The sequence below is a fragment of the Bradyrhizobium sp. USDA 3315 genome, assembly GCF_054056795.1.
In genome coordinates this window covers 6,254,635-6,272,224 of record NZ_JBSRYP010000001.1, presented here as the reverse complement: position 1 = coordinate 6,272,224, position 17,590 = coordinate 6,254,635, and the positions used below count along the sequence as shown (strand labels likewise).

The following is a 17,590-nucleotide window of genomic DNA, read 5'->3' as shown; positions in this document are numbered from 1 at the left end:
CTCGTTGCGGGCAGCATGCAGGCATTGGCCGGCGGCAGCAAGGCGCCGGTTTCAGCGGGCGAAACTTCAGGCTGTAGCGATCTTACGCGCAGGAATCGTCATCGCGGCGATGACGTCAGGCTGTGGCGATCCTTCGTGCAGGAATCGTCATCGCGGCGACGCCGATCACGACGCAGGCGAGGCCGATCCACGCCGTCGGGCTCAGCCGTTCGCCCAGCACCATGACGCTGAGCGCCACCCCGATCGGCACCCGCAAGTAAGCTTGCGCGGTGGTGCCGACCGAGCCGAGGGTCTGGATCAGGCGGAAGTAGATCACGAACGCGATCGCGGTCGAGAACACGGCAAGCGCCAGCAATGCGGTGAGCGATGTCGTCGACGGCGAAAGCGTCCAGGGCCGCTCGACGACAAGGCTGAGCGGAACGAGGATCGCGGCGCCCGCGAGCAGCGAACCCGCCGCCGGCGCCATCGGATCGAGCTCCTTGAAGCCGCGGCTGAAGATCGCGGCACAGGCGTAGCAGATGGTGGCGGCGACGATCGCGACCTCGGCCACGATCCCCTGCCCGAGATCGCGGAACGCATCGACGCCGACGATCAGGCAGATGCCGGCCATGCCTGATATCACCCCGAACAGCTTGCGCGGGCTCGCCCCCTCATGGCGGGTGATCGCGGCGGTGAACAGGAAGGTGAAGATCGGCGAGGCCGAATTGAGGATGGTGGCGAGCCCGGCATCGACGAAGCGCTCGCCCCAGGCGATCAGCGTCCACGGGATCACGCTGTTGAGGCAGGCCTGAAAGATGAAGCGGCGCCAGGTCGCGCGATCGGCCGGCATCGATACGCCGCGCATCCGCATGATGACGAGCAGCAGCAGCCCCGCGATCGTGGTGCGCGCCGCGATCAGCGTGATCGGCGGGATGGTCGCGACGCCAAGCTTGATGAAGGTATAGGAGCCGCCCCACAGGGTGGCGAGCGCGAGCAGCAAGGCGAGCTCGAAGGCCATGCTCGGCTGTCGTGGGGCGGTGGTCATTGGCGGGATTCCGTCTCGATGGTTGAGACGGAAGCTACATCGCTGCGAGGTGATGATATTTCGATATAAGCCGAAATGTGGAGAAGCGACTCTCCTTCCCCCGTCGTCCCGGCGAAGGCCGGGACCCATTACCACAGGGTTGTGTTGTTGGAAAAAGCTGCAGCCTCGGCGTCGCGCAGCAATGCAGTTCGGTGGTTATGGGTCCCGGCCTTCGCCGGGACGACATAGCGCTGCCTGTGAGTCACGCACTCGCCGTCTCTCAGGACGACGGACCTACCCCAGCGTCCCGACGTCGAACACCTCGCCATCGTACCCCGCTTCCTTGGGGATGCGGAGCTGGCGGCCGGTGGCGGTCTTGGTCATCATGGGCATTACGGCGACAATCGACTTGCCCTTGCTGTCGGCGAGCGCGGCGCTGACGTTCGGCTGCTTGCCGAGCCTGATCAAATTGCGCGTGGTCGGGAACGGCAGCTTGAAGCGGCCGCTCTCGCCGCCCTCCAGCGCCTCGCGCGTCGACACCCAGATCGAGTCGGTCGATTCCTTGCCGTCATGGGCGCCGAGCTGCTCGGGCGGCGCGGCGGCCAGGAAGAACCAGGTGTCGAAGCGCTTCGGCATGCCCTCCGGCGTGATCCAGTGCGCATACGGCACGAGTTCATCGAGCGCGAGCACCATGCCGTTGTCGGTCAGCACCTTGAGGAAGCTGATCTTGCCTTCGTTCAGCGCCGTGCGATGCGCGGTCGCGATCTCGTTCGCGCGCTTCGCATCGACCAGGTCTTTCGAGCCTACCGGCCGCGCCAGCAGGATGCCGCTCTCCTCGAAGGTCTCGCGGATCGCCGCGATGCGGAAGCCGAGCGCGTCGCCGTCGAGCCCTTCGCCGCCGGAATAGAGCGCGGGATCGGCGGCGATCTCCTTGTCGTTCTTGTCGACGCTGCCGCCCGGAAACACCAGCGCACCCGAGTTGAACTCGATCTGGTGATGGCGGACCATCATGAAGACTTCGATTTCGCCCGATGAGCTGCCGTCACGCAGCAGCAGCACGGTCGACGCAAGGCGCGGGGCAACGATCTCGGTCATGATTAGCCTGCTGCACTGGATTGCGGTTGCAGATTGGCGCGGCGGTCGACGCGCGCCACACGGGACAAGAGATAGTCGACCTCCGCCCTTGCCTGCGGCGTGATGACAGCTCCGGGCTTGCGCTGCGCGCTGGAGGAGATGATGCCGCGCTTCTGCAGCACGTATTTGCGCACGGTGAGACCGACGCCGGGCTGCTGCTCGTAGCGGATCAGCGGCAGATGCGCGTCGAACAGATCATGCGCCGCATCGCGTTTTCCCGCCTTGGACAGGTTGACGACGTCGATCAGCAGTTCGGGGAAGGCATAGCCGGTCATCGCACCATCGGCGCCGCGCTCCATCTCGAAATCGAGGAAAAGGCCGCCATTGCCGACCAGGATCGACAGCGGCCGCAGCGAGCCGTCCTTCTGGAAGTTGCGCAAGGTCGAAATCTTCTCCAGGCCCGGCCAGTCCTCGTGCTTGAGCATCACGCAGGACGGCGAATCCATCACGATCTTGCGGATCACGGCCGGCGTGAACACGACGGTCAGCGTCAGCGGATAGTCCTGCAGCACCCAGGGAATATCGTCGCCGATCGCTTCCTGCGCCTGCTTGAAATAGCCGATGATCTGGTCGTCGGTACGCAGATGCGGCGGCGGCGCGATCATGACGCCGGCGGCGCCCGCATCCATCGACTTCTTCGCCAGCGAGCGCATCGTGGCAAAGCCCGGCGCCGAGACACCGACGATGACCTGGAGCTTCTTGGCGCGCTTGACGAAGCGCAGCGCGACCTGCTCGGCCTCCGCGGCGTCGAGCTTCGGCGCCTCGCCCAGGATGCCGAGCACGGTGACGCCGTCGCAGCCGACATCGGTATAGAAATCGGTCAGCCGGTCGATCGATGCCTCGTCGATGCGGCCGTCGTCGTGGAACGGGGTCGGCGCGATCGCAAAGGTTCCGGCGGCCTGGGCGGTGAGTTTGGTCATGGGTGCCTCGTCTGTTTCCGCCCTCTATACAGCGTCATTTCCCGATGCGCCATTGCGCATCGGGAAGCCGTCCCCGCAGTCGCGGGTGCCAATCCTTACTTGAACCGCCGCGCCGACTTCTTGATCTCTTCCTCGGAGAAGAAGATCTCCTTGGCGTGGGTGACGATGTCCTCCGCCTTCCATCCCGTGAATGGCGGCGTCCAGCCCTCCATTTCCATCATCCGCATCTCGCGGACGCCGCGCGGGCCGGAGACGCCAAGCACCTTGCCGGTCTGGTCGCCCGAGAGATCGCTGACCATGTAGAGCACGGCCGGCGCGATGCCATCGGGCCCGAGCGCCGCACCCGGGTTCTCCTTGTAGCGCGGCAGGTCCGCGGTCATGCGGGTCAGCGCGCCCGGCGCCAGGGTCCAGATCCGGATGTTGTACTTGCGGCCCTCGATCGCCAGCACGTTGGAGAGGCCCCAGATGCCGCCCTTGGCGGCGCCGTAATTGGTCTGGCCGAAATTGCCGATCAGGCCCGAGGTCGAGGACGTGTTGACGATGACGCCGCCGCCATTGTCACGCATCCATTTGAACACCGGCTGGGTGCAGCAGAAGGTGCCCTTGAGGTGCACCTTCATCACCTTGTCCCAGTTCGCTTCCTTGGCCTTGTGGAAGGTCTCGTCGAGCAGGATGCCGGCATTGTTGACCAAGATGTCGGCGCGGCCGAAATGCTTGATGGCGTCGTCGAACACCGACTGGCCGCCGGCGAGCGTCGAGATGTCGGCGCCGTTGGCGACGGCGCGGCCGCCCTCGGCCTTGATCGCGTCGACCACCTTGTCGGCCATCGACTTGTCGGAGCCCGAGCCGTCGCGCGGGCCGCCGAGATCGTTGACCACCACGGCCGCGCCCTCGCGCGCAAACAGCTTCGCATAGGCTTCACCAAGCCCGCCGCCGGCGCCCGTGATCAGCGCAACCTTGCCGTCGAGTAATCCCATGGTTGTTTTCTCCGTTTTGTTCTTGATTGCCGTCATTCCGGGGCGCGCGCAGCGCGAACCCGGAACCCAGAAGTTGTGGCGCGAGATTCCGGGTTCGATGCTTCGCATCGCCCCGGAATGACGGAAAACTACGCCAGCACCGTCTTGCCGCTCTTGATCACGGTGACGCCGCGCGACTTCACCTTGGCCTCGAACGACACCACATTGCCGTCCTTCCACAGCTCCATGGTCACGGTCTCACCGGGGAACACCGGCGAGGAGAACCGCGCCACGTGCTGCTTGAAGGCGGACGGATCGTAGTCGGCATAGGTCTGCAGCACGCCGCGGCAGGTGATGCCGTAGGTGCACATGCCGTGCAGGATCGGCCGCGGGAAGCCGGCCTTCTTGGCGAACTCCGGATCGGAATGCAGCGGGTTGCGGTCGCCGCACAACCGATAGACCAGCGCCTGGTCGGGCCGCGTCGTGATGTCGACGACCTTGTCCGGCGCGCGCTCCGGCACCTTGTGCGGCTCGGGCTGGCCGTCGGACGGGCCGCCGAAGCCGCCATCGCCGCGGGCGAAGCGCGAGGCGACCAGCGTCGCGAGCTTCTCGCCCTTTTCGTCCTTCAGCACGGTCTGGTGGCGGATCACCGCGCCCTTGTCCTTGCCCTTGTCGAACACGTCGAGCACGGTCGAGTCGGCCGTGATGTGCGCGGCGGTCGCGAACGGCTTGTGGAAGGTGATGTCGCGCTCGCCGTCGACCACCATGACGCGGTTGAGATTCATCTCGCCGGGACCGGCGCCCCAGGCCGCGACCGAGGCAAACGTCGGCACCACCTTGAGCGGGCGCGGCGTCAGCACGCCCTCATTGACGAAGGCGAGCTCGTTCTCGTCCATCGGATCGGCCCCCAAGCCGATGCCATAGGCATAGAGCATCACGTCGCGGTCGCTGTAGCTGTATTTCTGGCCGAGATTCTTCAGGGTCATCAGCTGTTCGTACACGATCGGCATTGTTGTCTTCTCCCCGAATGTATTCTTAACGGCACGGTGCCCATTGCTGCGCCCTCTCCCCTTGTGGGAGAGGGCAGCACCGGCAGTCGTCTCAAACTCGTTTCGGTGAGGGGTTCGCGCCACAGAGAGATTCTCTACGCGGAGAGAGACCCCTCACCCGCCTTCGCTTTCAGCGAAGGCACCCTCTCCCACAAGGGAGAGGGTAAAATCAGGCCGGCGTGAAGAACGGCAGCGGGGCGCCGTCGGTCGGCTTCCACACCACCTTCACCTTCTGGCCGATCTTCACCTTCTCCAGATCGCAATCGACGATGTTGGTCTGCAGCGACGGACCTTCCTTCAGCGTCACATAGGCGATCGCATAGGGACCGGTCGGCGATTTGCGCATCAGGCTGTAGGTGTAGACCGTGGCCTCGCCGCTCGACTCTTCCCACACCGTCTTGTCGGAGAAACAGAACGGGCAGATCGCGCGCGGGAAGTAGTGCGCCTCGCCGCAGGTGTTGCAGCGCTTGATCATGAACTTGCCCGCCTTCGCCGCTTCCCAGAACGGCGCGGTCTCCGGATTGGTCACCGGGGCATTGTACTTCTTCGCTTCAGACATCACGCACGCTCCAGAATGCAGGTTGAGGCGGCGTGGCGAACGCCGAGCAGACCGCCGGTGCCGTGGGCGATCGCGAGGTCGCAGTTCTTCACCTGCACCTTCGGATGCGCCTCGCCGCGCAACTGGCGCACAGCCTCGAGGATCTTCGTCATGCCGCCGCGATTGACGGGATGGTTGCTGCACAGGCCGCCGCCATCGGTGTTGAACGGCAGCTTGCCGACGCCCGAGATCAGATTGCCGTCGGCGACGAACTTGCCGCCCTCGCCCTTCTTGCAGAAGCCGAGATCCTCGAGCTGCATCAGCACCGTGATGGTGAAGCTGTCATAGATCGAGGCGTATTTGATGTCCTTCGGCGTCACGCCCGCTTCCTCGAAGGCGCGCGGACCGGACCACACGCCGGCGGAATAAGTCAGGTCGAGATCCTTGCCGCCACGCGGGCCCTTCATCGCCTCGCCATGGCCGATCAGGCGCACCAGCGGCTTCTTCAGGCTCTTGGCGATCTCGGGCGTCGTGACGATCATCGCGCCGCCGCCGTCGGTGACGACGCAGCAATCCATGCGATGCAGCGGATCGGAGATCATCGGCGAGTTCAGCACGTCCTCGACGGTGACGACCTCCTTCAGCATCGCATGCGGATTGTATTGCGCGTGATGCGAGGCGGCGACCTTGATCCAGGCGAGCTGTTCGGAGGTGGTGCCGTAGTCGTGCATATGGCGCATGGCACACATGCCATAGGCATTGTGCGTGGTAGCCCCGTAGGCGGATTCGAAATCGGCCTCGGCGCCCGACGCGCGCGGCGGCATCGGGCCGGTGCGCGGTTTGCCCGCCAGCGTGACCAGCGCGACCGAGCATTTGCCCGCGGCGATCGCCTCGGCGGCGTGGCCGAGATGGATCAGATAGGAACAGCCACCGGTCTCGGTGGAGTCGACATGACGCAGCTTCTTGGTGTTGAGGCCGAGATAATCGACCATCGGCCACAGCCCGCCCGGCGCGTCGCCGGCGCAGAAATAGCCGTCGATATCGTCCTTGGTGAGCCCGGCATCCTCGATCGCGCCCTTGGCGACCTCGGCGTGCAGCTGTGCTGTTGATTTATCGGGTGCGTGCCGGGTGGGATGTTCGTAGATCCCGGCAATGTAGGCCTTGCCCTTGATGGTCAAATCGCTCTCCGCTGGCGTTTCTTCGCTCGAGCGTTTTTCTGAACCGACGACGCGACCTTGGCAAGCGCGGAAATATTCCGTCAGGCGAGACTGCAGCATGTGCACAGTGCGCGCGCCAAAAACACAGTTGTCGTCCCGGCGAAGGCCGGGACCCATAACCACAGGATTGTGTGGTGAGAGTGCGCTGTGGCCCCATCGTCGCGCAACAGCGAACGACGGTGGTTATGGGTCCCGGCCTTCGCCGGGACGACACCGAATTTGTGGCACGCTATCGATCGCGCAGCCCGGACCGATTGCCAGCGGTCAAGTCCGGCTGCGCCGACCTAAACTCGTCCGATGACCCCGGCGCCCACGGAAACTCTCCGCCTCGATCCGGGAATATGATCTGGTGGCATTCAAAGTTGTCGTTTCCGTAAAACCATCTGCTCCACCCGAGATGGGATCGATAATGCTCGACAGCGACCGGGAGCAGCACCGCGGAGGCATTCTCGAATATCTCTTCCGTTAGCTCGCCAACGGGAAACCGTCGTCCAGCCTCGAGTTCGCGATAGATGTGCCAGAATGTATCCTGGGCGTTCTCCATCGACATTGAGAACAGGATCAATTCCGGAAGCTTGAATTTCAGCCAAAATCCGGTGGTGTACGAGAAGCCCGGGCCTACGTCGTCCGATGCGACATGCGTACCGAACCAACCATGTCGTCGGATCCGCTCGACGAAGTTCTGCTCGTGTTTGTCGAGCCGCTCCGGAGCAGCATCGAGCGCTGTGAACACCCCCTACTCCGCCGCCATCTGCCGCGGCGCGGGCGGCGGGTTGGCGAGGTCGGCGGCGAGTTGCGCGTAGCGAACCTTCGCTTCCTTGATCGCCATGTCCTTCACCGGACCGTAGCCGCGGATGCGATCGGGCAGCGCCAGCAATTCGACCGCAATATCGTGGTTGAGTGGCGACAGCAGGTTCAGCACGGTCGCGACATCCTTCTCGTAGCCCGCGATCAGATCGCGCTCCAGCTTGCGGTCGGCGTTGTAGCCGAAGATGTCGAGCGGCGTGCCGCGCAGGAAGCGGAATCTTGCCAGCACCCTGAAGGCCGACATCATCCACGAACCGAAGGCGCGCTTCTTCGGCCGGCCCTGCGCGTCGAGGCCGCCGCCGAGGATCGGCGGCGCCAGATTGAAGTTGAACTTGAACTCGCCCTCGAACTGATCGCGCAGCTGCTTCTCGAAGCGGCCGTCGGTGAACAGGCGCGCCACCTCATACTCGTCCTTGTAGGCGAGCAGCTTTGCGTAGTTGATCGCGACCGCGCGCGGCAGCGCCTCGCCATAGCCGCCCTTGGTGGCGGCATCGCGCACCTGGTCGACCAGCTTGCGGTAGCGTTTTGCCAAACGCGCGCTCTGATAGTCCGTCAGAAGCGCGATACGGTGAGTAATGATCTCGTCGAGCGACATCGCATCCAGCGACTTGACCGGGGCTACGTCGTCATCCTGCCCCTTCATCATCGCGGCGAGGCGCGCCGGATCGGCCGCGGCCAGGCGACCGAGCTGGAACGCCTGCGTGTTCATCTTGATCGAGACGCCGTTAACCTCGATCGCCTGCAGAATCGCCTCCGCCGACAGCGGCAGCAACCCGCGCTGATAGGCAAAGCCCATCATCATGATGTTGGTGGCGATGGAGTCACCGAGCAGCGCCTCGGCCGGCTTGGTGAAGTCGAAGAAGGCGGAGTCCTTGCGCAGCTCGGTCTCCAGCACGGTGTTGACCTTGCGGCTCTGGAAGTTGAAGTCGCGGTTCAGGATGAAGTCCGCGGTCGGGATCACGTGGCTGTTGATGATGCCGACGGTGCGGCTCGCATCGCACAGCGTGATGGTGTCCTTCGACGCCGCCACGACCTCGTCGGCCGCAAGCACCAGATCGGCCGTTCCGGTCACGATGCGCGAGCAGGTCACGTCGGCGGTGTGCTCGGAGAGCCGGACGTGGCTCAGCACCGCGCCGCCCTTTTGCGCGAGACCTGACATGTCGAGGATCATCGAGGCCTTGCCCTCGATATGGGCCGCCATGCCGAGCAGCGCGCCGATCGTCAGCACGCCGGTGCCGCCGACGCCGCCGACCGCGATGTTGTAGGGCCGGTCGAGCGCGGGCTTGGAGGCCGGCTCGGGCAGATTATCGATGCTGCCGAGCTCGGGCGGCGCGCGCCGCCTGAGCTTGCCGCCGTCGACCGTGACGAAGGACGGGCAAAAACCCTTCAGGCAGGAATAGTCCTTGTTGCAGGTCGACTGGTTGATGGTGCGCTTGCGCCCGAGCTCCGTCTCCAGCGGCTCGACCGAGATGCAGTTCGACTGCACCGAGCAGTCGCCGCAGCCTTCGCAGACCGCGGGATTGATCAGCACGCGGCGCCGCGGATCCTCCATCAGGCCGCGCTTGCGGCGACGGCGCTTTTCGGCGGCGCAGGTCTGCACGAACACGATCGCCGACGTGCCCTTGGTGTCGCGGCACATCTTCTGGACGTTCTCGAGCTCGTCGCGGTGATACAGCTTGACGCCGGGCGCGATCGTATCGGCCGGATAGGCGTCCGGATTCTCCGAGACCAGATAGATCTCGCGGATGCCTTCGGCATGGAGCTGGAAGGTGATCTGCTGCGGCGAGAGATCGCCGTCGTGGCGCTGGCCGCCGGTCATGGCGACCGCGTCGTTGTACAGGATCTTGTAGGTGATGTTGGCCTTGGAAGCGATCGACTGGCGGATCGCGAGAATGCCGGAGTGGAAATAGGTGCCGTCGCCGAGATTGGCGAAGATGTGGTTCTCGTTGGTGAACGGCGCGATGCCGACCCACGGCACGCCCTCGCCGCCCATATGGGTGAAGGTCTCGGTTGACCGGTTCATCCACAGTGCCATGAAGTGGCAGCCGATGCCTGCCAGCGCGCGGCTGCCTTCCGGCACCTTGGTCGAGGTGTTGTGCGGGCAGCCCGAGCAGAAATACGGCGTGCGGCTGACAGGCGCGGTCGCCTGCATCTGCGTCGACTGACGGCCGTTGAACCAGTCGGCCTTGGCGCGCAGCATCTCGGCGATTTCAGGATTGAGATTAAGTCGAAGCAGCCGTTCGGTGAGCGAGCTCGCAAGCGAGGCCACGCTGAGCTCGGCGGCGAAGGTCAGGAAGCGCTTGTCGTGATCGTCCATCTTGCCGACGATGCGCGGACGCACGTCGTCGCGCCAGTTGAACAGCTCCTGCTTGACCTGGTTCTCGACGATCTCGCGGCGTTCCTCGACAATGAAGATCTCCTCGAGGCCGACCGCGAAGTTGCGCACGCCTTCCGGCTCCAGCGGCCAGGGCATGCCGATCTTGTAGAGGCGGATGCCGATCTTGGCGGCGATCTCGGGCGTGATGCCGAGCTCGCGCAACGCCTGGCGGATGTCCTCGTAGCTCTTGCCCGAGGCCATGATGCCGTAGCGCGCGTTCGGCGAATCCATCGTGACGCGGTTGACCTTGTTGGCGCGGGCGAAGGCGATCGCGGCAAAGCCCTTGTAGTCCTGCAACCGCCGGTCCTGCTCGAAGCGGTCGTCGGGCCAGCGGATGTTGAGGCCGCCCGGCGGCAATTCGAAATCGGTCGGAATGATGAACGGCGTCATCTCGTCGGTGAGGTCGATCTCGGCGGTCGTCTCGACCGTCTCGGTGATCACCTTCATGCCGACCCAGCAGCCGGAGTAGCGCGACATCGCGATACCCAGGAGGCCCATCTCGATCATTTCATGGATGCTGGAGGGGTAGAGGTAGGGCATCAGCGCGGAGATGAAGGCGTGGTCGGACTGATGCGGGACGGTGGAGGATTTCGCGCCATGGTCATCGCCGGCAAGGCAGAGCACGCCGCCATGCTTGGCGGAGCCGGCCGCATTGCCGTGGCGGAACACGTCGCCGCAGCGGTCGACGCCGGGGCCCTTGCCGTACCAAATGCCGACCGCGCCATCATATTTGGCGCCCGGCGACAGGGCGAGCTGCTGCGAGCCCCAGATCGCGGTGGCCGCGAGGTCCTCGTTCACGCCGGGCTGGAATTTAATGTTGTACTGCTCGAGATGCTTGCGGGCGGCGAACAGCTGCTGGTCGTAGCCGCCGAGGGGGGAACCGCGATAGCCGGAGATGAAGCCTGCCGTGTTGAGGCCCGCGGCGCGGTCGCGCCTGATCTGCGCCATCGGCAGGCGGACCAGCGCCTGGATGCCGGTCATGAAAACGTGGCCGGTGTCCTGGGTGTATTTCTGGTCGAGGCTGATAGGCCCTTGGTTGATTCCCATTTAGCCCTCTTTTCGCTGGTCGCGACGACTGCTTTTAGCTAGTCATCCGAGCTTGTTAGAACCAGTCTATGTCGGATTTTCCGGCCCGCGCAGCACAATTCTGGGCGACCAGGCCCATCGCTCAAAAATCGCAATTTCGTGCCGGGAATATTGCAGGGCCGTTTCGGTTTCTGTCGCAGGACAGGCCCGTGGCGAAATGGCGTGACGCGTCTTGTGGACCGGAAGGTGATCGGATGCGGCGACGATTTCGAACGACGGGTGCGATTCTGGTTGCAGCGCTGTTGTGCGGCGCGCTCGCGACCCGCGAATGTGCCGCCGCGCCGACCGACGACGTCATCGCCCGCGGCAAGGCGCTCACGATCGCCGGCGACTGCGCCAGCTGCCACACGGCCGATCCGGCAAAGCCTTTTGCCGGGGGGAAGCGGATCGACACGCCGTTCGGTGCGGTGTTCTCGCCGAACCTCACCCCCGACCGCGATACCGGCATCGGCGGCTGGAGCGACGACGATTTCCTGCGCGCGCTGCGGATCGGCGTCGCGCCGAGCGGCGCGCATTATTATCCCGCCTTCCCCTACCCCTATTTCACGAAGCTGATCCGCGACGACATCCTGGCGATCCGTGCCTATCTCGCGACGCTGGCGCCGGTCAGCAACAAGGCGCCGCCGCCGGAGCTGTGCTGGCCATTGAACTACCGCGTGCTGATGCGGGCGTGGAACGCACTGTTCTTCACGCCGGGCATCATCCAGCCGGACCAGGGCAAGGGTACGGAATGGAATCGCGGACGCTATCTCGTCGAGGCCCTCGCCCATTGCGGCGCCTGCCACACGCCCAAGAACGCCTTCGGCGCCGACAGGCGTGACCAGGCGCTCAGTGGCAGCACGGTGCAAGGCATGTTCGCGCCAAGGCTCCATGGCGCAGCGCGCAGCGGGCTGAAATCATGGAGCGTCGCTGACATCGCCGAATATCTGCAGAGCGGCCGCAACGTGCACAGCCATGCCGGCCCCCTGATGTCCGAGGTGGTGCTCAATTCGACCTCGAAGATGAGCGACGCCGACGTGCGCGCCATTGCGGTCTATCTGAAGGACCTGCCCGCCGGCGCGCCGGAGCCGGAGGTCACCCCGCCCTCGCCGGCGCAGATGAGCAATGGCGAACGCATCTACCGCGGGGCCTGCATCGCCTGCCATGAGCTCGACGGCTCCGGCGCGCCGCGGATCTATCCGCCGCTGCCCGGCAACGCCAATCTGCAATCGGCCAATCCGGCAAGCACGCTGCGCATCATCCTCGACGGCGCACAGACCGTGACCACGCTGCGCGCCCCGAACGGCGGCTCGATGCCGGCCTATCCCAAGCTCACCGACCAGGAGGTCGCGGACGTTGCGACCTACATCCGCAATGCCTGGGGCAACGCGGCGCCGGCCGTCACCGCGGACGAGGTCGCCAAGGCGCGGACGGCGAAATAGCCGTTCAGCGCTCCTCGTCGCTGAACACGAATTTCGGCATCTCCCATCGGTAGCGGATCGCGAGCATGCGGAACGTCAGCCCGAGTGCGAAGGTCAGCGCGGTCCAGAGCTGGGCGTTCACCTGCAGCCCGGAGCCGGTCACATAAAACAGTCCGGTCACCACGGAGACGCTGGCGTAGAGCTCGCTGCGAAACAACAGCGGCACCTCGTTGCAGAGGATGTCGCGCAGCACGCCGCCGGCGCAGCCGGTGATCATGCCGGCGACGATCACGATCGGCAGCGGGACGTCGATTTGCGAGGCCACGTCGCAACCGGCCATGGTGAACACCACAAGTCCGATCGCATCGAGCACCAGGAATGCGAGGTTGAGCCGGTGCACCAGCCGCGCCAGGAGGATGGTGGCGAAGGCGCCCGCCGCGGCGACCGCAAGGTAGATCGGGTGCGCGACCCAGAGCAGCGGATAATGTCCGAGCAGCACGTCGCGGATGGTGCCGCCGCCGAGCGCGGTGATCGCGCCGAGCATGCAGACGCCGGCCCAGTCCATGCTGCGCCTGCCTGCCGCCAGCGCCGCCGTCATCGACTGCGCCGCAACCGCAATGAACGAGAGCAAGTGCAGCACCGAATCGGTGGGCGGCATGGTCCACATTGAAAAGGCCTCATGAAACAGGTTGGAACCCGAGGAATCGGCGGTTCCTGCATGAACAGGTTGCAACATTGGCGCGGAACATCCTCGCGCGCCAGCCATTGTCCTCTGCGTTTAGCTTTCAGGTGCTAACGGAGGAACTTTGCAATGACCCATCAACCTGACGATCCGTATCGCGCCAACCTGACCGAGGACGAAATGCGCCGTCAGGCGCGCTTCAACAGCCTGGACAACGAGCTGCAGCCGGACCCGGAACTCCAGGAGGGACCGGCCAGCACCACCAAGATCGCGATGTTCGCAGTCGCGGTGGCCGTGGTGCTCGGTGCGTTGTTCTACGGCTTGAACAATACCTCGGTGCATGAGGCGGGTACCACGCCGTCAGCGCAGACCGCGCAGCAGCAGCCGGCCAATCCGGCCGCGCCGCCTCCGGGCATGCGCGACGTGACGCCGAAGCCGAACAGCCAGCCCGGCACGACCACGGGCGCGGCACCTGCGCAGCCGGCCTCTCCGTCGGCCAACAAGCCGACCGGACAGGACATCGACCGCTCGGCGGCGCCGTCCGACTCGACCGGCGACAAGAACAAGTAATCCGCTCGCTATCGTGAGCGACGAAGCAGCGGGCCCCGGCGGCCCGCTGCTTTTTTGCGTGTGAGTCTACTTGAACATCTTGTTGAGCTCGCCGCCGGGATAGCCGTTGGCGAATTCCGTGAAGGTGCCCTTCTCGGCCATCTCCTTGGCCGCCTTCATCACGCCGGTCCAGGCCATCCGAGCAAGCGCTCCGCCGACGCTGATCCGGCGCACGCCGAGATCGGCGACCGATTGCAGCGTCAGCTCCGACGCGCCGCCGATCAACAGATTGACCGGCTTTGGCGCCACCGCCTTCACAACCGCGGAAATCTCCTCCTTGGTCGCGATGCCCGGCGAATAAAGGACGTCCGCTCCTGCTTCCGAATAGGCCTGCAGCCGTTCGATCACCAGATTGAGGTCCTTCTTGCCCCACAGGAATGCCTCACAGCGGCCGGTGAGCAACACACCGCTGTTGTCGGCATCGATGGCCTTGCGCGCCGCCTTGATGCGCTCCACCGCAAGCTTGTGCTCGAACAGCGGGTTGGCGGCGTCTCCGGTGGAATCCTCAATGGAAAGCCCGGCGACGCCGGTCTTGACGCCGCGCGCGACATTGGCGGCAACCCTGTCGGGCTCGACCGCGAAGCCGCCCTCGAAATCCGCATTGACGGGAATATCGACCGCCGCGCACAGTGCGGTCAGGTGGTCGCAGACGTCATCGACGGTGACGCGGTTGTCGGCCTTGGCGATGGTCCATGCAAAGCCCGCGCTGGTCGACGCCAGCGCCTTGAAGCCGAGATGCTGCAAGGCGCGGGCGCTGCCGACATCGAACGGATTCGGAATGATGAAGCAGCCGCTCTCATGCAGCTTCCTGAAGGCGGCGCGTTTGTCAGCAGTTGGCAGTGGCATTGGTCGCTCCCTAGAGTCATTGGCCGCGCACAGATAGGCACCCACGCATCCGCTCGCTAGTGCGGCTCATGCGCCGCGCGGCTGTCCTTCGGCGCCTGATCGCGTTCGTTCAGGCCGTAATCACGGATCACGCTTGCCACCCGCAGCCGGTAGTTCTCGAAAATCCGCGCGCGGCCCTTGGCCTGGGTCCGGCGATGTTCGATCGTGTTGCGCCAGGCGTCCACCGCAGCCTCGTCGCGAAAGAATGACAGCGACACGAACTTGCCCTTCTCGGTAATGCTCTCGAACCGCTCGACCGAGATGAAGCCGTCGATCTCCTGCAGGATCGGCTTCAGCTCGGCGGCGAGGTCGAAATAGAGATCCCGTTGCTCAGGCTTGGGCCAGACTTCGAAGATCACTGCGATCATGGGCGCCTCCCGCACATTGCTGTTGTGGCCCTACTATACCTCGACCTTGCGGAGAAATGTCCGTTCCTCGGCGAGGATGAAGCGGTTTTCTTCCGCGAAGTTGAAGTTCGCCACGCCCTCCTTGTCCTGGCGCAGCCGTGCGCGATAGGCCTCATAGGCGGCAAGGCTGTCGAACGAGATCAGCGCGAAGGCGATGTTGTTGGTTCCCTCATGCGGCATCCAGTAGCCGATGAGGTCGCCGCCGCAGCGCGGGATGATCGAGAGCCAGTTTCTCGAATACTCCTCGAACATCGCGCGCTTGAATGGATCGAGCTGGTAGCGGATGAAAACGGTGACGGTCATTGATGGCCTCCGGTCATGTTTCCGTTGTTGCGAGCGTCAGCGAAGCAATCCTCGCAATGACGGCACGGTGAACAATAGCGGCTTGTCCGACCTCGATGCTTCGTCTATCATCGAACTATGAAAGCAGGACCCGATATCTCCCGGATCGCCGCTCTGGTCGGCGATCCCGCACGCTGCAACATGCTGACCGCGCTGATGACCGGCCGCGCGCTGACCGCGAGCGAGCTGGCGCAGGAGGCCGGCATCACGCCGCAGACGGCGAGCTCGCATCTCTCCAAGCTCGAGGTCGGCGGGCTGATCGAGCCCGAGAAGCAGGGCCGCCACCGCTACTACCGCCTCTCCGACCCCGACGTCGCCGACGTGCTGGAAGGCCTGCAGGGCATTGCCGCTCGCGCCGGCCATATGCGGGTGCGCACCGGGCCGAAGGATCCGGCGCTGCGCCGCGCCCGCATCTGCTACGACCATCTCGCCGGCGATCTCGGCGTGCAGATGCTCGACAGCATGAAGCGGCAGAAGCTGGTCCGCCAGAGCAAGCAAGCGATCGAGCTCACCGGCGAAGGCAAGCGCTTCATGGCCGAGGAGCTGCAGATCGACGCCGATGCGCTGACGCATCCGCGCCGGCCGGTGTGCAAGGCCTGCCTCGACTGGAGCGAGCGACGGCATCATCTCGCCGGCACGCTCGGTGCTGCCATGATGGACCGCTTCACCGAACTGAAATGGGCCGCACGCGACCCTGCGCCGGGCAGCCGCGTGGTCAATTTTTCGCGCAACGGCGAGAAGCGATTCGCTGCGCTGTTCGGCCCGGACCAATAGCGGCGCGCCTTCGGGCAAGCGTCGATGAACCGCCGGTCTCGCTTGCCTCGCCTTCCGATGTATTTTCGTACGCTCGCCATGAGCGCGCGGCTGCCCGCGTCCGCGAAATATTTCGAAGTGATGCTGAGCCGGCTTGCGGCGTGCTGACGCAGCTGTGAGCTGCAACATTCATGTCGCATTCAGGCCGCAACATTATGGTCGGCGACATCGGGCACGCCTTCTGCAATGATCCGGCCGGGCGAATCGGTAGACGAAAGTTTGTTGCGGTGCCGCAGCGCGGCCCAAAATAAAAAAGGAGAAGACATGAAGTATCTTTTTGCTGCAGCAGTTCTGGTGACGACCGCATTCGCCGGCATCAGCGCCGCTGATGCGGCCGGTGGCTGCGGCCCCGGCTGGCACCGTGGCCCCTATGGCGGCTGCGTCAGGAATCGCGGCGTCGTCGTCGCGCCGGGGGCCGTTGTCGTGCGCCCGCCGGTCGTGGTCGAGCGCCCCGTCGTGGTGGCGCCGCGTGTCCGCGCCTGCCCGTACGGCTTTGTCTGGCGCTACGGCCGTTGCCGCCCGATCTGATCGCGGCAGATTCCGAACTAACAAAACCCCGCCTGGCGCGGGGTTTTTCTTTTCGTCATGGAGTCGACATCACCAGCGGCGCCAGTGATGACGGCGCCAATGGTGGCGACGCCAGCCCCAATGCCTGCGGTGCCAGTGCCGGTGACGCCAACCCCAATGGCGATGATGCCAGCGTACCTCCTCGGGCTTCATGCGGCCGACCTCGTCACCCGTGGTGACGGCCGGATGCGCGTCGCCAGCCGCCGGCGCGCGTGCATCCTGGTTGAGAGGAAGCGGCGCGAGCGGCGCCGCCTGCGCCGGCGCTGCGAAGGTGACGGCTCCGGCGGCGACACCGAAGGCCATCTTCAGAAAATCCCGGCGTTCCATGAGCGTTCCCTTTGTTGCTGAGTTGGACCAACTGCAGCAGCGAGTTTTTGCCTCGCGAGCTGAACGCTCGCTGAACCGCGCGTTCACGTTTCATGGAACTCGAGGGTTGTCGACGTCGTGACGTCACGCAACCATCATGCCGCCGTCGCCTCCTCCGCCAGCACCAGGAGATCGCGCGTGCGCGTCACCTCCGGCCAGTCACGGTTGAAGTCGGCGACCAGCCGCTTCATGTCCTCACTGCTCACCGCGCGCTCGAGCGCCTTCTCGTCGGCGAACTGACTGGTCGCCTGGTGCAGCGAGGGATCGCTCAGGCTCCAGCATCGCCAGGCGCGCTCGGCGCCGAACGATTTCATCGCGTCCGGCAGATGCGCGCGCGAATACCAGGCGTCGAAGGCGGCACGCCGGGCGGCGTCCGTGACGGTGGCGCGGACGACGAAATAGGCTGCCGGCATTGGTTTTCCTCTCCATGGT

21 protein-coding genes are annotated in these 17,590 nt (G+C 64.9%); 5 read left to right on the top strand and 16 right to left on the bottom strand.

Annotated features, from left to right (window positions below; genetic code table 11):
- Nucleotides 1-115: 115 nt before the first annotated feature.
- The 4 genes from ACVIYL_RS29250 to ACVIYL_RS29235 form a co-directional block, all read right to left on the bottom strand.
- The gene (locus ACVIYL_RS29250) at nucleotides 116-1,024 is read right to left on the bottom strand and encodes a DMT family transporter (protein ID WP_229158986.1); all 909 of its coding nucleotides are present in this window, start codon (nucleotides 1,022-1,024) and stop codon (nucleotides 116-118) included.
- 273 nt (nucleotides 1,025-1,297) lie between these two features.
- Nucleotides 1,298-2,098 (bottom strand): NUDIX hydrolase, encoded by an 801-nt coding sequence (locus ACVIYL_RS29245; protein ID WP_253608245.1) that lies wholly within the window; start codon nucleotides 2,096-2,098, stop codon nucleotides 1,298-1,300.
- Between the two features lie 2 nt (nucleotides 2,099-2,100).
- A complete protein-coding gene (locus ACVIYL_RS29240; RefSeq protein ID WP_018272087.1) occupies nucleotides 2,101-3,057 on the bottom strand; it encodes a dihydrodipicolinate synthase family protein in 957 nt (318 codons plus the stop codon).
- 95 nt (nucleotides 3,058-3,152) lie between these two features.
- Nucleotides 3,153-4,034, bottom strand: coding sequence for an SDR family oxidoreductase (locus ACVIYL_RS29235; protein ID WP_076831307.1), 882 nt, complete (start codon nucleotides 4,032-4,034; stop codon nucleotides 3,153-3,155).
- Between ACVIYL_RS29235 and ACVIYL_RS29230 the strand changes: the two genes are divergently transcribed.
- Nucleotides 4,033-4,155 carry a hypothetical protein gene (locus tag ACVIYL_RS29230; RefSeq protein ID WP_256558704.1) on the top strand — a complete coding sequence of 41 codons (123 nt, stop codon included), beginning with the start codon at nucleotides 4,033-4,035 and terminating at the stop codon, nucleotides 4,153-4,155. The genes ACVIYL_RS29235 and ACVIYL_RS29230 overlap by 2 nt on opposite strands.
- Nucleotides 4,156-4,162: 7 nt before the next feature.
- On the opposite strand, the gene ACVIYL_RS29225 is transcribed toward ACVIYL_RS29230, so the two are convergent.
- The 5 genes from ACVIYL_RS29225 to ACVIYL_RS29205 form a co-directional block, all read right to left on the bottom strand.
- Nucleotides 4,163-5,023 (bottom strand): MaoC family dehydratase, encoded by an 861-nt coding sequence (locus ACVIYL_RS29225; RefSeq protein WP_229158984.1) that lies wholly within the window; start codon nucleotides 5,021-5,023, stop codon nucleotides 4,163-4,165.
- Nucleotides 5,024-5,231: 208 nt separating this feature from the next.
- Nucleotides 5,232-5,621 carry a Zn-ribbon domain-containing OB-fold protein gene (locus tag ACVIYL_RS29220; RefSeq protein ID WP_076831312.1) on the bottom strand — a complete coding sequence of 130 codons (390 nt, stop codon included), beginning with the start codon at nucleotides 5,619-5,621 and terminating at the stop codon, nucleotides 5,232-5,234.
- On the bottom strand, nucleotides 5,621-6,778 hold the full coding sequence (locus ACVIYL_RS29215; RefSeq protein ID WP_225646197.1) for a thiolase domain-containing protein: 1,158 nt from the start codon (nucleotides 6,776-6,778) through the stop codon (nucleotides 5,621-5,623). The genes ACVIYL_RS29220 and ACVIYL_RS29215 overlap by 1 nt, the downstream gene beginning before the upstream one ends.
- Nucleotides 6,779-7,046: 268 nt before the next feature.
- Nucleotides 7,047-7,550 (bottom strand): DUF4262 domain-containing protein, encoded by a 504-nt coding sequence (locus tag ACVIYL_RS29210; RefSeq protein WP_253608244.1) that lies wholly within the window; start codon nucleotides 7,548-7,550, stop codon nucleotides 7,047-7,049.
- A gap of 3 nt (nucleotides 7,551-7,553) precedes the next feature.
- Nucleotides 7,554-11,048, bottom strand: coding sequence for an indolepyruvate ferredoxin oxidoreductase family protein (locus ACVIYL_RS29205; RefSeq protein WP_253608243.1), 3,495 nt, complete (start codon nucleotides 11,046-11,048; stop codon nucleotides 7,554-7,556).
- 233 nt (nucleotides 11,049-11,281) lie between these two features.
- Here ACVIYL_RS29205 and ACVIYL_RS29200 point away from each other — a divergent pair, with 233 nt between their 5' ends.
- Nucleotides 11,282-12,508, top strand: coding sequence for a c-type cytochrome (locus ACVIYL_RS29200; RefSeq protein ID WP_456780398.1), 1,227 nt, complete (start codon nucleotides 11,282-11,284; stop codon nucleotides 12,506-12,508).
- 4 nt (nucleotides 12,509-12,512) lie between these two features.
- Here the strand turns inward: ACVIYL_RS29200 and ACVIYL_RS29195 are convergent, their stop codons facing one another.
- Nucleotides 12,513-13,154, bottom strand: coding sequence for a trimeric intracellular cation channel family protein (locus ACVIYL_RS29195; RefSeq protein WP_225646193.1), 642 nt, complete (start codon nucleotides 13,152-13,154; stop codon nucleotides 12,513-12,515).
- Nucleotides 13,155-13,298: 144 nt separating this feature from the next.
- On the opposite strand from ACVIYL_RS29195, the gene ACVIYL_RS29190 reads away from it, so the two are divergent.
- A complete protein-coding gene (locus ACVIYL_RS29190; protein WP_229158975.1) occupies nucleotides 13,299-13,739 on the top strand; it encodes a hypothetical protein in 441 nt (146 codons plus the stop codon).
- Nucleotides 13,740-13,805: 66 nt separating this feature from the next.
- Here the strand turns inward: ACVIYL_RS29190 and ACVIYL_RS29185 are convergent, their stop codons facing one another.
- From ACVIYL_RS29185 to ACVIYL_RS29175, 3 genes are read right to left on the bottom strand one after another with little or no spacing between them, the layout of a single operon-like run.
- Nucleotides 13,806-14,624, bottom strand: a complete 819-nt coding sequence (locus ACVIYL_RS29185) for an isocitrate lyase/PEP mutase family protein (protein ID WP_253608242.1) — start codon at nucleotides 14,622-14,624, stop codon at nucleotides 13,806-13,808.
- Between the two features lie 56 nt (nucleotides 14,625-14,680).
- On the bottom strand, nucleotides 14,681-15,031 hold the full coding sequence (locus tag ACVIYL_RS29180; RefSeq protein ID WP_253608241.1) for an antibiotic biosynthesis monooxygenase family protein: 351 nt from the start codon (nucleotides 15,029-15,031) through the stop codon (nucleotides 14,681-14,683).
- A 33-nt stretch (nucleotides 15,032-15,064) separates the two neighbouring features.
- Nucleotides 15,065-15,373, bottom strand: coding sequence for an NIPSNAP family protein (locus ACVIYL_RS29175; RefSeq protein WP_050384507.1), 309 nt, complete (start codon nucleotides 15,371-15,373; stop codon nucleotides 15,065-15,067).
- 117 nt (nucleotides 15,374-15,490) lie between these two features.
- Here ACVIYL_RS29175 and ACVIYL_RS29170 point away from each other — a divergent pair, with 117 nt between their 5' ends.
- Nucleotides 15,491-16,186: an ArsR/SmtB family transcription factor gene (locus tag ACVIYL_RS29170; RefSeq protein ID WP_253608240.1), complete on the top strand. Its 696-nt coding sequence runs from the start codon at nucleotides 15,491-15,493 to the stop codon at nucleotides 16,184-16,186.
- Nucleotides 16,187-16,365: 179 nt separating this feature from the next.
- Here ACVIYL_RS29170 and ACVIYL_RS29165 read toward each other — a convergent pair whose 3' ends face one another.
- Nucleotides 16,366-16,491: a hypothetical protein gene (locus ACVIYL_RS29165; protein ID WP_256520351.1), complete on the bottom strand. Its 126-nt coding sequence runs from the start codon at nucleotides 16,489-16,491 to the stop codon at nucleotides 16,366-16,368.
- Between ACVIYL_RS29165 and ACVIYL_RS29160 the strand changes: the two genes are divergently transcribed.
- Nucleotides 16,490-16,753 carry a GCG_CRPN prefix-to-repeats domain-containing protein gene (locus ACVIYL_RS29160; protein ID WP_028338226.1) on the top strand — a complete coding sequence of 88 codons (264 nt, stop codon included), beginning with the start codon at nucleotides 16,490-16,492 and terminating at the stop codon, nucleotides 16,751-16,753. The genes ACVIYL_RS29165 and ACVIYL_RS29160 overlap by 2 nt on opposite strands.
- 69 nt (nucleotides 16,754-16,822) lie before the next feature.
- Here the strand turns inward: ACVIYL_RS29160 and ACVIYL_RS29155 are convergent, their stop codons facing one another.
- Entirely contained in the window at nucleotides 16,823-17,119 is a 297-nt protein-coding gene (locus ACVIYL_RS29155) for a twin-arginine translocation signal domain-containing protein (RefSeq protein WP_253608239.1), read from the bottom strand.
- A 134-nt stretch (nucleotides 17,120-17,253) separates the two neighbouring features.
- Entirely contained in the window at nucleotides 17,254-17,571 is a 318-nt protein-coding gene (locus ACVIYL_RS29150; RefSeq protein WP_253608238.1) for a hypothetical protein, read from the bottom strand.
- Nucleotides 17,572-17,590 lie beyond the last annotated feature (19 nt).

Excerpts from the sequence above, each read along its gene's own strand:
- ACVIYL_RS29250 (WP_229158986.1), bottom strand. The coding sequence starts at position 1,024 with ATGACCACCGCCCCACGACAGCCGAGCATGGCCTTCGAGCTCGCCTTG.
- ACVIYL_RS29245 (WP_253608245.1), bottom strand. The coding sequence starts at position 2,098 with ATGACCGAGATCGTTGCCCCGCGCCTTGCGTCGACCGTGCTGCTGCTG.
- ACVIYL_RS29240 (WP_018272087.1), bottom strand. The coding sequence starts at position 3,057 with ATGACCAAACTCACCGCCCAGGCCGCCGGAACCTTTGCGATCGCGCCG.
- ACVIYL_RS29230 (WP_256558704.1), top strand. The coding sequence starts at position 4,033 with ATGGTTGTTTTCTCCGTTTTGTTCTTGATTGCCGTCATTCCGGGGCGC.
- ACVIYL_RS29235 (WP_076831307.1), bottom strand. The coding sequence starts at position 4,034 with ATGGGATTACTCGACGGCAAGGTTGCGCTGATCACGGGCGCCGGCGGC.
- ACVIYL_RS29225 (WP_229158984.1), bottom strand. The coding sequence starts at position 5,023 with ATGCCGATCGTGTACGAACAGCTGATGACCCTGAAGAATCTCGGCCAG.
- ACVIYL_RS29220 (WP_076831312.1), bottom strand. The coding sequence starts at position 5,621 with ATGTCTGAAGCGAAGAAGTACAATGCCCCGGTGACCAATCCGGAGACC.
- ACVIYL_RS29205 (WP_253608243.1), bottom strand. The coding sequence starts at position 11,048 with ATGGGAATCAACCAAGGGCCTATCAGCCTCGACCAGAAATACACCCAG.
- ACVIYL_RS29200 (WP_456780398.1), top strand. The coding sequence starts at position 11,282 with ATGCGGCGACGATTTCGAACGACGGGTGCGATTCTGGTTGCAGCGCTG.
- ACVIYL_RS29195 (WP_225646193.1), bottom strand. The coding sequence starts at position 13,154 with ATGTGGACCATGCCGCCCACCGATTCGGTGCTGCACTTGCTCTCGTTC.
- ACVIYL_RS29190 (WP_229158975.1), top strand. The coding sequence starts at position 13,299 with ATGACCCATCAACCTGACGATCCGTATCGCGCCAACCTGACCGAGGAC.
- ACVIYL_RS29185 (WP_253608242.1), bottom strand. The coding sequence starts at position 14,624 with ATGCCACTGCCAACTGCTGACAAACGCGCCGCCTTCAGGAAGCTGCAT.
- ACVIYL_RS29180 (WP_253608241.1), bottom strand. The coding sequence starts at position 15,031 with ATGATCGCAGTGATCTTCGAAGTCTGGCCCAAGCCTGAGCAACGGGAT.
- ACVIYL_RS29175 (WP_050384507.1), bottom strand. The coding sequence starts at position 15,373 with ATGACCGTCACCGTTTTCATCCGCTACCAGCTCGATCCATTCAAGCGC.
- ACVIYL_RS29170 (WP_253608240.1), top strand. The coding sequence starts at position 15,491 with ATGAAAGCAGGACCCGATATCTCCCGGATCGCCGCTCTGGTCGGCGAT.
- ACVIYL_RS29160 (WP_028338226.1), top strand. The coding sequence starts at position 16,490 with ATGAAGTATCTTTTTGCTGCAGCAGTTCTGGTGACGACCGCATTCGCC.
- ACVIYL_RS29165 (WP_256520351.1), bottom strand. The coding sequence starts at position 16,491 with ATGTCTTCTCCTTTTTTATTTTGGGCCGCGCTGCGGCACCGCAACAAA.
- ACVIYL_RS29155 (WP_253608239.1), bottom strand. The coding sequence starts at position 17,119 with ATGGAACGCCGGGATTTTCTGAAGATGGCCTTCGGTGTCGCCGCCGGA.
- ACVIYL_RS29150 (WP_253608238.1), bottom strand. The coding sequence starts at position 17,571 with ATGCCGGCAGCCTATTTCGTCGTCCGCGCCACCGTCACGGACGCCGCC.